The 13,984-nt window shown below is 69.6% G+C and carries 13 protein-coding genes; 4 read left to right on the top strand and 9 right to left on the bottom strand.

The features are described from left to right. The first annotated feature begins 25 nt into the window (after positions 1-25). A complete protein-coding gene (locus A5760_RS08125; RefSeq protein ID WP_064879495.1) occupies positions 26-775 on the top strand; it encodes an enoyl-CoA hydratase in 750 nt (249 codons plus the stop codon). A gap of 58 nt (positions 776-833) precedes the next feature. Further along, on the top strand, positions 834-1,415 hold the full coding sequence (locus A5760_RS08120; protein WP_064879493.1) for a hypothetical protein: 582 nt from the start codon (positions 834-836) through the stop codon (positions 1,413-1,415). 11 nt (positions 1,416-1,426) lie between these two features. Here the strand turns inward: A5760_RS08120 and A5760_RS08115 are convergent, their stop codons facing one another. From A5760_RS08115 to rimP, 6 genes are all read right to left on the bottom strand, one after another. Then, positions 1,427-2,434 (bottom strand): DHH family phosphoesterase, encoded by a 1,008-nt coding sequence (locus A5760_RS08115; RefSeq protein WP_196772028.1) that lies wholly within the window; start codon positions 2,432-2,434, stop codon positions 1,427-1,429. Continuing rightward, entirely contained in the window at positions 2,409-2,897 is a 489-nt protein-coding gene (gene rbfA, locus A5760_RS08110) for a 30S ribosome-binding factor RbfA (protein ID WP_064879489.1), read from the bottom strand. Before rbfA ends, A5760_RS08115 begins: the two co-directional genes overlap by 26 nt. Positions 2,898-2,948: 51 nt before the next feature. Then, on the bottom strand, positions 2,949-5,717 hold the full coding sequence (gene infB / locus A5760_RS08105; RefSeq protein ID WP_064879487.1) for a translation initiation factor IF-2: 2,769 nt from the start codon (positions 5,715-5,717) through the stop codon (positions 2,949-2,951). A gap of 75 nt (positions 5,718-5,792) precedes the next feature. Then, complete coding sequence (locus tag A5760_RS26045; protein WP_419538229.1) at positions 5,793-6,038, bottom strand: YlxR family protein; 246 nt, start codon at positions 6,036-6,038, stop codon at positions 5,793-5,795. A gap of 185 nt (positions 6,039-6,223) precedes the next feature. Then, positions 6,224-7,279, bottom strand: coding sequence for a transcription termination factor NusA (nusA, locus tag A5760_RS08100; RefSeq protein ID WP_007775127.1), 1,056 nt, complete (start codon positions 7,277-7,279; stop codon positions 6,224-6,226). A 49-nt stretch (positions 7,280-7,328) separates the two neighbouring features. Beyond that, positions 7,329-7,862 carry a ribosome maturation factor RimP gene (gene rimP, locus A5760_RS08095; RefSeq protein WP_064879485.1) on the bottom strand — a complete coding sequence of 178 codons (534 nt, stop codon included), beginning with the start codon at positions 7,860-7,862 and terminating at the stop codon, positions 7,329-7,331. Positions 7,863-8,090: 228 nt separating this feature from the next. Between rimP and A5760_RS08090 the strand changes: the two genes are divergently transcribed. After that, on the top strand, positions 8,091-8,621 hold the full coding sequence (locus A5760_RS08090; RefSeq protein WP_064879484.1) for a hypothetical protein: 531 nt from the start codon (positions 8,091-8,093) through the stop codon (positions 8,619-8,621). Continuing rightward, positions 8,618-9,064, top strand: coding sequence for a ferritin-like domain-containing protein (locus tag A5760_RS08085; RefSeq protein ID WP_064879483.1), 447 nt, complete (start codon positions 8,618-8,620; stop codon positions 9,062-9,064). Before A5760_RS08090 ends, A5760_RS08085 begins: the two co-directional genes overlap by 4 nt. Before the next feature lie 62 nt (positions 9,065-9,126). On the opposite strand, the gene A5760_RS08080 is transcribed toward A5760_RS08085, so the two are convergent. From A5760_RS08080 to cobA, 3 genes are all read right to left on the bottom strand, one after another. Beyond that, entirely contained in the window at positions 9,127-10,884 is a 1,758-nt protein-coding gene (locus A5760_RS08080; RefSeq protein ID WP_064879482.1) for a proline--tRNA ligase, read from the bottom strand. A 155-nt stretch (positions 10,885-11,039) separates the two neighbouring features. Next, positions 11,040-12,656: an MFS transporter gene (locus tag A5760_RS08075; RefSeq protein WP_064879479.1), complete on the bottom strand. Its 1,617-nt coding sequence runs from the start codon at positions 12,654-12,656 to the stop codon at positions 11,040-11,042. Positions 12,657-12,689: 33 nt separating this feature from the next. Continuing rightward, on the bottom strand, positions 12,690-13,895 hold the full coding sequence (gene cobA / locus A5760_RS08070) for a uroporphyrinogen-III C-methyltransferase (protein WP_064879478.1): 1,206 nt from the start codon (positions 13,893-13,895) through the stop codon (positions 12,690-12,692). Between the last annotated feature and the right edge of the window lie 89 nt (positions 13,896-13,984).

Raw genomic sequence — 13,984 nt, 5'->3', positions numbered from 1 at the left:
CCGGGCGACTGGCTACGGTGATGTCATGACCGACGAGATCCTGCTGATCGACACCGACGAGCGGGTGCGCACCCTGACCCTGAACCGGCCCCAGTCGCGCAACGCGCTGTCGTCGGCGTTGCGGGACCGCTTCTTCGGCGCGCTGGCCGACGCCGAAACCGACGACGACGTCGACGTCATCATCGTCACGGGCGCCGACCCGGTGTTCTGCGCGGGACTGGACCTCAAGGAGTTGGGCGGCTCCACGGCGCTCCCGGATATCTCGCCGCGGTGGCCGGCGCTGACCAAGCCGGTGATCGGCGCGATCAACGGCGCCGCGGTGACCGGCGGGCTGGAGCTGGCGCTGTACTGCGACATCCTGATCGCCTCGGAAAACGCCCGGTTCGCCGACACGCACGCCCGGGTGGGGCTGCTGCCCACCTGGGGCCTGAGCGTGCGGTTGCCGCAGAAGGTGGGGGTTGGGCTGGCCCGGCGGATGAGCATGACCGGGGATTACCTGTCCGCCGCCGACGCGCTGCGCGGCGGCCTGGTGACCGAAGTGGTGCCGCACGACCAACTGCTTCCCGCCGCCCGGGCGGTGGCGGCCTCGATCGTCGGGAACAACCAGGACGCGGTGCGGGCGTTGCTGGCGTCCTATCACCACATCGACGACGCGCAGACCAGCGCGGGTCTGTGGCAGGAGGCGACGGCGGCCCGGCAGTTCCGGACCAGCGGCGACGACATCGCCGCCAACCGGGAGGCCGTGCTGCAACGCGGCCGCTCGCAGGTGCGCTGACGTCGCGATCTGCGCCGGTCCGCTCCCCCCGATCCGGAACACGCCATACGATCAGCTGATGAACGCGGTCGCCGGAGTCATCGTGCGGATGCTCGGCGGCCTGACGCTGGCGGTCGCGTCGGCGGTCGCGGTGTCCGCGCCGCACGCGGGCGCACTGCCGCCGCCGGGATTTCCCAACCTGGACGCCTTCACCGCCGTGCCGGCCGACGGCTACCAGGGCGCGGGCGCGCCGGGGAACCCGCCGCGGGTCAGTTTCTCCGCCGGTTCCGCCCTGGTCTGCGACTTCTACGGCGGCCCACCGCCCGTGCCGCAACCGTCACAGGACATCAAGTGCAAGGGAGACATGTCCGGGATGGACGACGTCCCCATTCCGGGGGGGCGCTCACGGCCCGGCGACTGCTTGGTGGGTTCGGTTGATTTCAAAGGCCCGGGCTATCAGCTGAGCCGGATGTCCTACGGCGGATGCGACGGCAACGCGCCCCCGCTGCCGGCGGGCGGCAAAGCACTGGGGTCGGGCCAGAAGTTGACCTATCTCAACGTCACCTGCGCAGTGGGAGCGGACAACCTCGTCGCCTGCCTGGACACCACCAGCGGCGACCACGGATTCGTCGTGCAGCGCTCGGGAAGCTGGGCTTTTTAGCGCAGGGCGTTCTAGTCCAGGGCGGTGCGCAGCGACGCCACCGCATCCTCGATGGTTCCGGTGGTCGAGTAGCCGGCCGCCAGCCGGTGCCCACCACCGCCGAACCCGGACGCGACCGACGCCAGGTCCACCGCGGCCTTGGCCCGCATCGACACCGACCACTGCTGCGGCGCGATCTCCTTGAACACCGCAGCCACTTCGGCCTGCTGCGTGGTCCGCACGATGTCGACGATGCTCTCGACTTCCTCCGGACGTGAACTAGTCCAATCCAGGTTGTCGACAACGGCATACACCAGCCCCCGGCCGCCCGCGGCGTCCGGCAGCAGCCGGGCCGAGGCCAGCACCCGCGACAGCAGCGGGAGCCAGCCGAACGGGTGGCTGTCCATCAGGGTGCGGCTGATCGCGGCGTTGTCCACGCCGCCGTCGACCAGCCGGGCCGCCAGCCGCAGCGCGCGTGCACTGGCCCAGCGGAAGGATCCGGTGTCGGTCGTCAGGCCGGCGTAGATGCAGTGCGCGACGTCGGGATCGATGGGCTTGCCCCACGCGTCCAGGATGTCGGCGACCATCATTGTGGTCGAATCGGCCGTCACGTCAACGAAATTGGCGGTGCCGAACATGTCGTTGGAGGCGTGGTGGTCGATGACCAGCACCTCGCCGGTCTCGACGGCCAAGTAGCTCAACGCGCCCAGCCGCTTGACGCTCGGAACGTCGACGGTGACAACCAAATCGACGTCGCGGCGCATCGCATCCGGGCTGACCAGCAGATGGCAGCCGGGCAGCGACGCCAGCGACTCGGGCAACCCCGCCGGCTCGGCGAAACTGACCTCGACCCGCTTGCCGCACTTGTCCAGCACCAGCCCCAGCGCCAGCCCGGCGCCGATGGTGTCGGCGTCGGGGTGCACGTGCGCGATCACCGCGACGGTGTCGGCATCCGACAGCAGATCGACCGCATCCGCGGCGTCGACGCGTGCCCCCACCCAGGGGTCGTCCAGGTCAGTATTCGTGTTGGTCGTCGTCACCGATGCTCCCGTCGAGGCCGGGCTCCACGCCCGATTCGCTATCCCGGTATGGATCGGCCTCCCCAGCCGGCTTGGCGCCCGAACGAACCCGCGCCAGATCTGCGTCCGCGGCGCGGGCCCGCGCCAGCAACTCGTCCATCCGCTGCACGTTGTCCGACGTGGTGTCGCGGGTGAACGTCAGCGTGGGCGTGAAACGCACGCCGGTGCCGGCCCCGACCATGGTGCGCAGCGCGCCCTTGGCCCGTTCCAGGGCGGCCGCGGCGGCCCCGTAATCCGGCTCATCGTCCAGCGTGCGTCCCATCACCGTGTAGAACACCGTCGCATCGTGCAGATCGGCGGTCACCTTCGCGTCCACGATGGTGACCCCCTCCAGCCCGGGATCCTTGATCTCGAACTCGATCGCCGAGGCGACGATGGTGTTGATCCGCTTGGCCAAACGGCGCGCCCGGGCCGGGTCAGGCATTCGGATTCACCGCCTTCTCCTCATCACTTCGTTCTGCAGCGTCGGCGGTGGTCAGGTGCGTTCCTTCTGGACCAACTCGTAGGACTCGATGATGTCGCCTTCCTTGAGGTCGGAGTACCCCAGCGTCATACCGCACTCGAAGCCCTCGCGGACCTCGGTCACGTCGTCCTTCTCCCGTCGCAGCGAGGTGATCGAGAGATTGTCGGTGACCACGATGTTGTCCCGCAGCAGCCGCGCCTTGGCGTTGCGGCGCACGATGCCGCTGCTGATCATGCAGCCGGCGATGATGCCTACCTTGGAGGACCGGAAGATCGCCCGGATCTCGGCGCGACCCAGCTGGCTCTCCTCGTAGATCGGCTTGAGCATGCCGCGCAGGGCCTTCTCGATCTCGTCGATCGCCTGGTAGATCACCGAGTAGTAGCGGATCTCCACACCCTCGCGGTTGGCCAGCTCGGTGGCCTTGCCCTCGGCGCGCACGTTGAAGCCGATGATCACCGCGTCCGAGGCGGACGCCAGGTTGACGTTGGTCTCGGTGATGCCACCGACACCGCGGTCGATGACGCGCAGCTCCACCTCGTCGTCGATCTGGATTCCCATCAGCGCCTCTTCCAGCGCCTCGACCGTACCGGCGTTATCGCCCTTGAGGATCAGGTTCAGCTGGCTGGTTTCCTTCAACGCGGCATCCAGATCGTCCAGGCTGATCCGCTTGCGGGAACGTGCCGCCAGCGCGTTGCGCTTGCGGGCGCTGCGCTTGTCGGCGATCTGGCGGGCGATGCGGTCCTCGTCGACCACCAACAGGTTGTCGCCGGCCCCGGGCACCGACGTGAAGCCGATGACCTGCACCGGCCGCGACGGCAGCGCCTCATGGACGTCCTCGCCGTGCTCGTCGACCATGCGGCGAACCCGGCCGTAGGCGTCGCCGGCGACGATCGAGTCACCGACCCGCAGCGTGCCGCGCTGGATCAGCACGGTGGCCACCGGTCCGCGACCGCGGTCCAGGTGCGCCTCGATCGCCACACCCTGGGCTTCCATATCGGGGTTGGCCCGCAGGTCCAAGGCCGCGTCAGCGGTCAGCAGCACCGCCTCTTCCAGCGCCTCGATGTTGGTGCCCTGTTTGGCCGAGATGTCGACGAACATCGTGTCGCCGCCGAAATCCTCTGCCACCAAACCGTATTCGGTGAGCTGGCCGCGGATCTTGGCCGGGTCGGCACCTTCCTTGTCGATCTTGTTGACCGCCACCACGATCGGCACGTCGGCCGCCTGCGCGTGGTTGATGGCCTCCACCGTCTGCGGCATCACGCCGTCGTCGGCGGCGACCACCAGGATCGCGATGTCGGTGGCCTTGGCACCGCGGGCACGCATGGCGGTGAACGCCTCGTGACCCGGGGTGTCGATGAACGTGATCGGCCGCTCGGTGCCGTCGAAGTCGACGGTCACCTGGTAGGCACCGATGTGCTGGGTGATGCCGCCGGCCTCGGCCTCGCGGACGCTGGCATTCCGGATGGTGTCCAGCAGTCGGGTCTTACCGTGGTCGACGTGACCCATCACGGTCACCACCGGCGGCCGGGTCTGCAGGTCTTCCTCGCCGCCCTCGTCCTCCCCGTAGGTCAGGTCGAAGGACTCCAGCAGCTCGCGGTCCTCGTCCTCGGGGCTGACGACCTGGACGACGTAGTTCATCTCGCTGCCCAGCAGCTCGAGCGTCTCGTCGCCGACCGACTGGGTGGCGGTGACCATCTCGCCGAGGTTGAACAGCGCCTGCACCAGCGAGGCCGGGTTGGCGTTGATCTTGTCGGCGAAGTCGCTCAGCGACGCGCCGCGTGCCAGCCGGATCGTCTCGCCGTTGCCGTGCGGCAACCGCACGCCACCGACGACGGGTGCCTGCATGTTCTCGTATTCGGCGCGTTTCGCCCGCTTGGACTTGCGGCCGCGTCGCGGCGCACCGCCGGGACGGCCGAACGCGCCGGCCGCACCGCCGCGCTGGCCGGGGCGTCCACCGCCACCGCCACCGGGACGGCCACGGAAACCGCCACCGCCTCCTCCGGGCGGGGCGCCGACTCCGCCGCCACCGCCGCCGCGGTAGTTGCCGCCGCCTCCGTCACGGCCGCCGGGACCGCCGGGACGGCCGCCCCCGGGACGCGGGGCGCCGGGCCTGGCCGGGCGACCGGGCCCACCGGCACCGGCGGGCCGGGGCGGCATGTTGCCCGGCGAAGCACCGCCGGGACGCGGCGCGCCCGGGCGGGGCGCTCCGGGACGGGGCGCCTGCGGACGTGGGATGGGCCGGTCGACGGGTTGCGCCGACGAGAAGGGGTTGTTGCCGACGCGCGGGGCGCGGGGCTTGGGCATCGGGCCCGGACGAGGGCCGGGCGTCATGCCGGGGCGCGGCGCCTGGCCGGGCGGCTGCCCGGGCGCGGGCGGTTTCGGCTGGCCCGGGGACGGCGCGGACGGCCGGTCGGGAGCCGGGCCGGGACGGGCCGGGGCCTCGGCGGGTGCCGCCGCGGACGCCTGCGGGGCGGCGGGCTTGGCGGGCGTCGCCGTCGCCTCGCCGTTGCCGCCCGCGCTGCCGATGGCGTTGTCGAGGGCCTTGTCGAGGGATTTGTCGGGGGCCTTGGCGGCGGGCGCCTTGGCCCCGCCTTGCGCAGAGGCCTTCGCGGGGGCCTTGCCGCCGCCGAAGGACTCGCGCAGCCGGCGAGCCACCGGCGCTTCTACCGTCGACGATGCGGATTTGACGAATTCGCCCTGATCATTCAGTCGGGCGAGGACTTCCTTGCTGGTGACACCGAGTTCCTTAGCCAACTCGTGTACGCGGGCCTTACCTGCCACTACATCTCCTGTCTATGAGGCGACAGTCGTGGGGCCGCGCCTCGGGTTTAGCTATGACGCATTGTCATCGGGACTTCACGGTGTGCTCATGTTCTTTGCTACCTGTTCTGTTGCCGGGCGCTCGGGCGCACAGAGAGACTCTACGTGCTCGATCACCGCGGATGGGTCCGGTGAACCGGTGATGCGCAGCGCTTTGGTGAAAGCCCGCCGCCGGATCGCCTGTTGCGCGCACTGCGGCCCGGGATGCAGCCATGCACCCCGCCCCGGCAGGCTTTTGCCTGTGTCAACGATCACGGCGAATTCGCCGTTCCCGTTCGGCACAGCCACCACTCGAAGCAGCTCGACGGCCAGCTCTCGCTTTCGGCACCCGACACATGTCCGTACGGGCCCACCCGCATGACGGTGCGACCCTCTGGTTTCGGGAGCCGAAAGTTCGTGCTGGATCACGGCTCAGTCTAGCGTCACCGAATAGATGGTCAGAACCACCCGAGGATGCGCGGGTGGCGCTACCGGTCGTGGGCCATTCCGTGGCTGGCGCCGTGTTCGGACTGGCTCTCCGAATGCCCACCGGAGCCGCCGGGCGAGTCCCCGCGGATGTCGATGCGCCACCCGGTGAGCCGGGCGGCCAGGCGCGCGTTCTGGCCCTCCTTGCCGATGGCCAGCGACAACTGGAAATCGGGCACCACCACCCGGGCGGCGCGGGCCGCCTGGTCGATGATCGAGACCGACACCACCTTGGCCGGTGACAGCGCATTGGCGACGAAGCGCGCGGGGTCCTCGTCGTAGTCGATGATGTCGATTTTCTCGCCGGAGAGCTCGCTCATCACGTTGCGGACCCGCTGCCCCATCGGGCCGATGCAGGCGCCTTTCGCGTTCAGGCCGGGCAGGTTGGACTTCACCGCGATCTTGGACCGATGGCCCGCCTCCCGGGCCACGGCCACGATCTCCACCGATTCGTCGGCGATCTCGGGGACTTCCAGCGAGAACAACTTGCGGACCAGGTTGGGGTGGGTCCTGGACAGGGTGATCAGCGGTTCCCGGGCGCCGCGGGTCACCCCGATCACGTAGCACCGCACGCGGTTGCCGTGCTCGTAGCTTTCGCCGGGAACCTGCTCGGCCGCCGGGATCACGCCCTCGGAGGCCTTCGTTTCGGTGCCCATCCGGACCACGACCAGCCCCCGGGCGTTGGCCCGGCTGTCCCGCTGGATGACGCCCGCCACGATCTCCCCCTCGCGGGTGGAGAACTCGCCGTAGGTCCGCTCGTTTTCGGCGTCCCGGAAGCGCTGCAGCATGACCTGGCGCGCGGTGGTGGCGGCGATGCGGCCGAAACCCTCGGGGGTGTCATCCCATTCACTGATGACGTTGTCGTCTTCGTCGGTCTCCCGGGCCATCACCCGCACGACACCGGTCTTGCGGTCGATCTCGATCCGCGCGTCGTTCTGGTGGCCTTCGGTGTGCCGGTAGGCGGTGAGCAGCGCCGACTTGATCGTCTCGAGCAGCTCGTTGACCGAGATGCCGCGATCCACCTCGATGGCGTGCAGTGCGGCCATGTCGATATTCATCTGCGCCGCTCCTCCTCATCGCTACGCTCTGCATCGTCACTGGCGCGGTTCATGCTCCGGTCTCCGTCCTCCGGGCCTGACCCATACTCGCCAGTTCCAGCTCCGCTTGGCTAGGGGGCGAAAACTCCACCTGGACAACCGCTTTCGCGATGTCACCGAGTGGGATCTCGCGCACCGCCCAGTCCCGGCCGGCGCGGACCACCAGCGCGACTGCGTCGTCGGTCGTCTCACCGACCCGGCCGGTCAGCGTCGATCCGTCCGACAGGACGACGTCGACCTTGCGGCCGCGGGCCCGACGGAAGTGCTTCGCGCCGGTCAGCGGGCGGTCGACGCCGGGCGAGGAAACCTCGAGCACGTAATGGTCGTCGAGGGTGTCCATGCCGTCGAGCAATGCCGATGCCGAGCGGGACAGGGTGGCCGCGGTGTCCAGATCGAGGCCGTTATCGCCGTCGGCGATCACCAGGATTCGCGGCGGGCGGGTCCGGGTGTCGATGACCACGTCTTCGATCTCGAATCCGGCGCGCGCAAACTCTCCACCGAGTAGCTCGATCACCTGCGTCTGCGACGGTAGCCCGGTGGTCACGGCGAGCTCCTCATCTTGAGTTGTCCGGTCATCTGGCGGATGTCGGCGCCCCGATGGCTTCGCAGGCGACTTCCGGTGTCCCGGCTGAGGAACATCCGCGCCGACAGTTGCTGTCGGTGGCTGCCCTCTGCGAGAACCAGCTATCCACGATACGCCAGGAATTGCATATGACGGCGTGATCGCGTCCTGGCATCGTGCCCGCATCGGCGCCGATGGCAGGATGTCCTTGTGGCTAGCGCAGTTCCGTTCGTCAACAGGCGAGATGTCCTCGCCGGGGGTGTGGCTTTCGCTGCGCTCGGCGCGGTCGTGACCGCCTGTGGCAAGCCCGCGCCCAAGCCCCCGACCGTCGAGCAGCTGCTGGGGCCCTTGGATCAGGCGCGGCACGACAGCACGCTGGCGGGTGCCGCCGCCGCGGCCATCGGGAACCCACCGCAGGTCGCCGCCGCACTGACCGTGGTGGCCAGCCAGCGCGCCGCACACGCCCGCGCGCTGTCCGCGGAGATCTCGCGCGCGGCCGGCAAGCTCGCCACGTCGTCCACGAGCGAAGCGCCCAGCCCGAGCCAGGCCCAGCCGGCCGGGCCGCCCCCGCCCCCGCCGCCGGTGTCCGACGTGATCGATGCCTTGCGCGCCTCGGCCGACAGCGCGAGCCGGCTGGTAGGCACCGAATCGGGTTACCGGGCGGGGCTGCTCGCCTCGATCGCGGCGTCCTGTACGGCGTCGTACACGGTTGCGCTGGTGCCCGGGGGTCCGTCGATATGACCTCCGGCAAGGAAGCCGACAACCAGGCGCTGTGCGACGCGCTGGCCATCGAGCACTCGACGATCTACGGCTACGGCATCGTGTCCGCGCTGTCGCCACCCAGCGTGAACGACATGGTGGTGGAGGCGCTCGGACAGCATCGCCAGCGCCGCGACGACGTCATCGCGATGCTGACCGCGCGCAAGGTGACCGCCCCGGTCGCCGCGGCCGGCTACCAGCTGCCCATGGTGGTCGGCGGCCCGGCCGACGCCGCACGGCTGGCCGCGCGGATGGAGAACGACGGCGCGGGCGCGTGGCGCGTGGTCGCCGAGCACGCGGAGACGGGCGCGGACCGCGCGTTCGCCTCGACGGCGCTGGTTCAGAGCGCGGTGATGGCCGCCCGGTGGAGCCGGGTGCTGGGTGCCTGGCCCATCACGACGAGCTTCCCCGGCGGCAACGACTAGTGGCGATCGCGAGCGCGGCGGAGCCGGGCGAAGCGGGTCGCCACCATCGGGACTAGCCGCTATCAGGCGTGCAGGGCGGCCGCGATGTCGGTCGCCAGCGACGGCCCGGTCCCCAGTTCTCGGGTTTGGCCGCCGAAGCGGTCGCGCAGCTCTACCACGCCGTCCGCCCAGCCCCGTCCCACCACGACGATCCAGGGCACGCCGAGCAGCTCGGCGTCCTTGAACTTCACGCCGGGTGAGGCCTGACGGTCGTCGAGCAGCACCTCGACGCCCAGCCGATCCAGCTCGCCGGCCAGGTCCGTGGCTCCGGTGCGAGCTTCCGCGTCTTTGTTGGCGATCACCAGATGGACGTCGAACGGCGCGACCGCGGACGGCCAGCGCAGCCCGAGCTCGTCGTGGTGCTGCTCGGCGATGACGGCCACCATCCGCGACACCCCGAGGCCGTAGGAGCCCATGGTCAGGCGCACCGGCTTGCCGTCCTCGCCCAGCACGTCGACGGTGAAGGCGTCGGTGTATTTGCGGCCGAGCTGGAAGATGTGCGCGACCTCGATACCGCGCGCCGAGACCAGCGGGCCCGCGCCATCCGGTGAGGGGTCACCGTCGCGCACCTCGGCGGCCTCGATGGTGCCGTCGGCGGTGAAGTCCCGGCCGGCGACCAGCCCGACGACGTGCCGCCCTGGCTCGTCGGCCCCGGTGATCCAGCTGGTGCCGTCCACCACCCGCGGATCGACCAGGTAGCGAACACCGTTGCCCTGCAACGCTTTCGGTCCGATATACCCCTTCACCAGGAAGGGGTACTTGGCGAAGTCGACGTCATCGAGCAGGGCGTATTCGGCCGGTTCCAGCGCCGCGCCCAGCCGTTTGTCGTCGACCTCCCGGTCCCCCGGCACCCCGATGGCCAGCAGCTCCCACTCCCCGCCGGGCTGGCGCACCTTGAGCAGCACGTTCTTCAACGTGTCGGCCGCGGTGACGGTGCGGCCCAGGTCCGCCTGGTTGGCCCAGTCCACCAGGGTGGTGATGGTCGGGGTGTCGCCGGTGTCGTGAACCACCGCCTCGGGCAGCCCGGCCACAACTTCCGCGGGCTTCGGTTCTGGGCGGGCGGTGACGACGGCTTCGACGTTGGCCGCGTAGCCGGATTCCAGGCACCGCACGAAGGTGTCCTCGCCGACCACGCTCTCGGCCAGGAACTCCTCGGAGGCGCTGCCGCCCATGGCGCCCGACACCGCGGAGACGATGACGTAACGCACCTGCAGGCGCGAGAAGATGCGCTGATAGGCCTCGCGGTGCGCGTGGTAGGCGGCCTTGAGTCCGGCGTCGTCGATGTCGAACGAGTAGGAGTCCTTCATCAGGAACTCCCGCACGCGCAGGATGCCGGCGCGGGGCCGCGCCTCGTCACGGTATTTGTTCTGGATCTGATACAGCAGGACCGGAAAGTCCTTGTACGAGCTGTATTCGCCTTTGACGGTCAGGGTGAACAGTTCTTCGTGGGTGGGGCCCAGCAGGTAGTCGTTGCCGCGGCGGTCCTGCAGCCGAAACACCGAGTCGCCGTATTCGGTCCACCGGTTAGTCGTCTCGTACGGTGCGCGCGGGAGCAACGCGGGGAACAAGATCTCTTGCCCGCCAATGGCGTTCATCTCCTCGCGGACGATGCGTTCGATGCGGCGCAGCACCCGCAATCCCAGCGGCAGCCAGCTGTACAGCCCCGGCGCGACGGGCCGGATGTAGCCGGCCCGGATCAACAGCTTGTGGCTGGCGACTTCGGCGTCGGCGGGATCGTCGCGCAAGGTGCGCAAAAACAACTGGGACATCCGGGTGATCACAGCGGGCCAGCCTAGCGGTGACTGGGCGCTCGGCGACGATGCGGCCCACACGGGGCCGCGGAGGAGCCGGGCAATTGAGCACAGCGCAACGAAGTTGGGCGCGGCAGGTCACCGCCATTGGGCGCAGCGGTGACCGTCAAGGGGTCTGCGGTGAGCTACAGCTCCCCGGCGTCCATCGCTTCCTTGACCTCTTGCGCGTGCGCAACCTGGTCCGGGGTGTAGCCGATCAGCAGCGCCGCGCCGCCGACGAGGACGGCCACGCCGGCCACCCACAGCAGCCCATAGGTGTAGCCGTGGTCCAGCGCGGACAACTGCGCGTCGTTCATGAACTTCACCGGGCCGGTGGTGCCGCCCAGATACAGCGTCCGCGAGGTGATCACCGCCTGGATGACGGCCAGCACCAGCGGCCCGCCCAGGCTCTGCAGCATCAGCGTGACGGCCGACACCGGACCGATCTGATCGAAGCCCACGCCGGCGATGGCCGACAGCGTCAGGGGGACAACGGCCATGCCGATGCCGATCCCGCCGACCACGATGGGCAGCACCAGGTTCGGGAAGTAGGCGACGCCGCGGTGCATGAACGCCCAGCCGTAGAGCATCGCCCAGAACAGCAGGATGCCGCCGCCGATGGTCAGCACCCGCGGCGAGAACCGGGAGACCAGCTGTGAGGAGACCCCGAGGCCGATTCCCATCGCGATGACGAACGGGATGAAGCCGACCCCGGCGTGCAGCGCGCTATAGCCGAGGATGTCCTGCACGTACAGGCCGATGCACACGGTCAGGCTGAACATGAGCCCGCCTGCCAGGAAGATGGCGGTGAAAGTGACCAGCCGGTTGCGGTCGCGGAACAGGTCGAACGGGACGACGGGGTTCTCGGCGGTGCGCTCCACGATGACGAAGGCGAGAGCGGCACCCAGCGCGACCACGCCGGATCCGATGGTGGTGATCGACACCCAGCCCTTTTCCGGGCCCATCGAGAAGGCGAACACTGCCGCGGTGCAGGTCAGGGTGGCGAGCATGGCGCCGGTGGCGTCGAGCTTCATCCGCTCGCGGTTGGTCTCCCGCAGCGCGGTGCGGGCCAGGTAAATCATCACCAGGCCGATCGGCACGTTCACCAGGAACGCCAGCCGCCACGACACCTCGGTGAGCGCTCCGCCCACCACCAGGCCCATCACTGAGCCGACCGCCGTCATCGCGGCGAACACCGCCGTCGCGAAGTTACGGGCCGGCCCCTTGGGGAAGGTGGTCGCCACCAGCGCCAGACCGGTCGGCGAGGCGATGGCCGAGCCGACCCCCTGCGACAGCCGGGCGATCACCATGGTGGCCTCGTCCCAGGCGACCGCGCACAGCACGGACGAGATGGTGAACAGCGCGACACCGACGATGAAGGTGCGCTTGCGCCCGATGGTGTCGCCGAGGCGACCGCCCAGCAGCATCAGGCCACCAAACGTCAGCACGTAGGCGGTGATGACCCAGCTGCGCCCGGCGTCGGACAGGCTGAGCTCGTTCTGGATCTTGGGGAGCGCGACGATGGCGACAGTGCTGTCCATGGTCGCGAGCAGCTGCATACCGCCGATCGCGATCACGGCCGCGATGAAGCGCCGGGAGGGCAACCACGCCGGGTAGTACTTGCTGATGCGCTTCAAGGCGGTCTCCGCCGGGGGCTTGGAGGCGGTCTCCGCCGGGAGCGCAGTGCTCACCGGGGCCGGACGATCGGGGCGCGCCGAGGCCAGTTTCTGCACCGCGCGCTCTGCATCGTTGAGAGCCGTCATAAAGGGTTACCTTACAGTAATCTTAAGAACCGTTTAAAGCCCGAAGGCCGCCACGGCGCCGATCACGATGATCGCGGGAGGTCGGATACCCTCGGCGCGAATCTTTTCGGGCGTGTCGGCCAGGGTAGCCCGCAAAGTGTGTTGAGCGGCGGTCGTTCCGTGCTGAACCACAAGCACCGGGGTGTCCGCTGGTCGGCCGCCTTTAAGCAATGCTTCAGCGAAAAGCTCGATGCGTTCGACCGCCATCAGCAAAACAATCGTGCCTGACATTGCGGCCAGCGCATCCCAATTCACTAACGATTCGGGATGGCCGGGTGGCAGATGGCCGCTGACCACCACGAACTCGTGATTTATCGCCCGATGCGTGACCGGAACGCCCGCCAAAGCGGGCACTCCTATGGCACTTGTCACACCTGGCACCACCGTCACGGGTACCCCGGCCTCGACGCACGCCAGCACCTCTTCGTAGCCGCGGGCGAACACGAAGGGGTCGCCGCCTTTGAGACGCACCACGAAGCTGCCGGTGCGGGCGCGTTCGATCATGACGTCGTTGATGGCGTCCTGGGCCATGGCCCGCCCGTACGGGATCTTGGCGGCGTCGATGACTTCGACGTGCGGGGGCAGCTCGGCGAGGAGTTCCGGTGGCGCGAGACGGTCGGCGACCACGACGTCGGCCTGGGCCAGCAGGCGCCGGCCGCGGACGGTGATCAGTTCGGGGTCACCGGGCCCGCCGCCGACCAGCGCGACGCCGCCCTTGACGACGTCGGAGCTCACCGGGCTGTCGGGTGTGATGAGTCTTGTCTGCAGCGCCTCGCGGATGGCCGAGCGGATCGCCGCCGAGCGGCGGTGGTCGCCGCCGGCCAGGACCCCGACGGACAGCCCCGCGTAGTCGAAAGACGCTGGGGTGACTGCGGTCCCCTCGACGGCGATGTCGGCGCGGACGCAGAAGATGCGGCGGCTTTCGGCCTCGGCGACCACCGCCTCGTTGACTTGCGCGTCATCGGTGGCCGCGATCGCGTACCAGGCTCCGTCGAGGTCGCCGTCGCGGTATTCGCGCAATGCCAGGGTAATTCCCGTCATCGCCTCGACCGACCGGGTGGCGCTGCGGGAGATGACGTGGACGTCGGCGCCGCTGGCGATGAGCAAGGGCAGCCGGCGCTGGGCGACGGTGCCGCCGCCGACCACGACGACCTTTTTGCCGGCCAGCCGCAGCCCAGCGAGGTAGGCGCTCTCGGTCACCCGGCAAGCCTAGTGGCGACCGCCAGCGCGGCGAAGCGGGGCGCAGCGGGTCGCCACCATCGACCTAGTGGCGACCGCCAGCGCGGCGA

The organism is Mycobacterium colombiense, from assembly GCF_001665835.1.
GTDB classification, from domain to species: domain Bacteria; phylum Actinomycetota; class Actinomycetes; order Mycobacteriales; family Mycobacteriaceae; genus Mycobacterium; species Mycobacterium colombiense_A.
The sequence above is the reverse complement of the archived record's forward strand: the minus strand, read 5'-3'. Positions and strand labels throughout refer to the sequence as shown.

Bases quoted from the DNA above. Each gene is read 5' to 3' on its own strand.
- A5760_RS08075 (WP_064879479.1), bottom strand. From the start codon at position 12,656: ATGACGGCTCTCAACGATGCAGAGCGCGCGGTGCAGAAACTGGCCTCG.
- A5760_RS08125 (WP_064879495.1), top strand. From the start codon at position 26: ATGACCGACGAGATCCTGCTGATCGACACCGACGAGCGGGTGCGCACC.
- rbfA (WP_064879489.1), bottom strand. From the start codon at position 2,897: ATGCCTGACCCGGCCCGGGCGCGCCGTTTGGCCAAGCGGATCAACACC.
- A5760_RS08120 (WP_064879493.1), top strand. From the start codon at position 834: ATGAACGCGGTCGCCGGAGTCATCGTGCGGATGCTCGGCGGCCTGACG.
- A5760_RS08085 (WP_064879483.1), top strand. From the start codon at position 8,618: ATGACCTCCGGCAAGGAAGCCGACAACCAGGCGCTGTGCGACGCGCTG.
- nusA (WP_007775127.1), bottom strand. From the start codon at position 7,279: ATGAATATCGACATGGCCGCACTGCACGCCATCGAGGTGGATCGCGGC.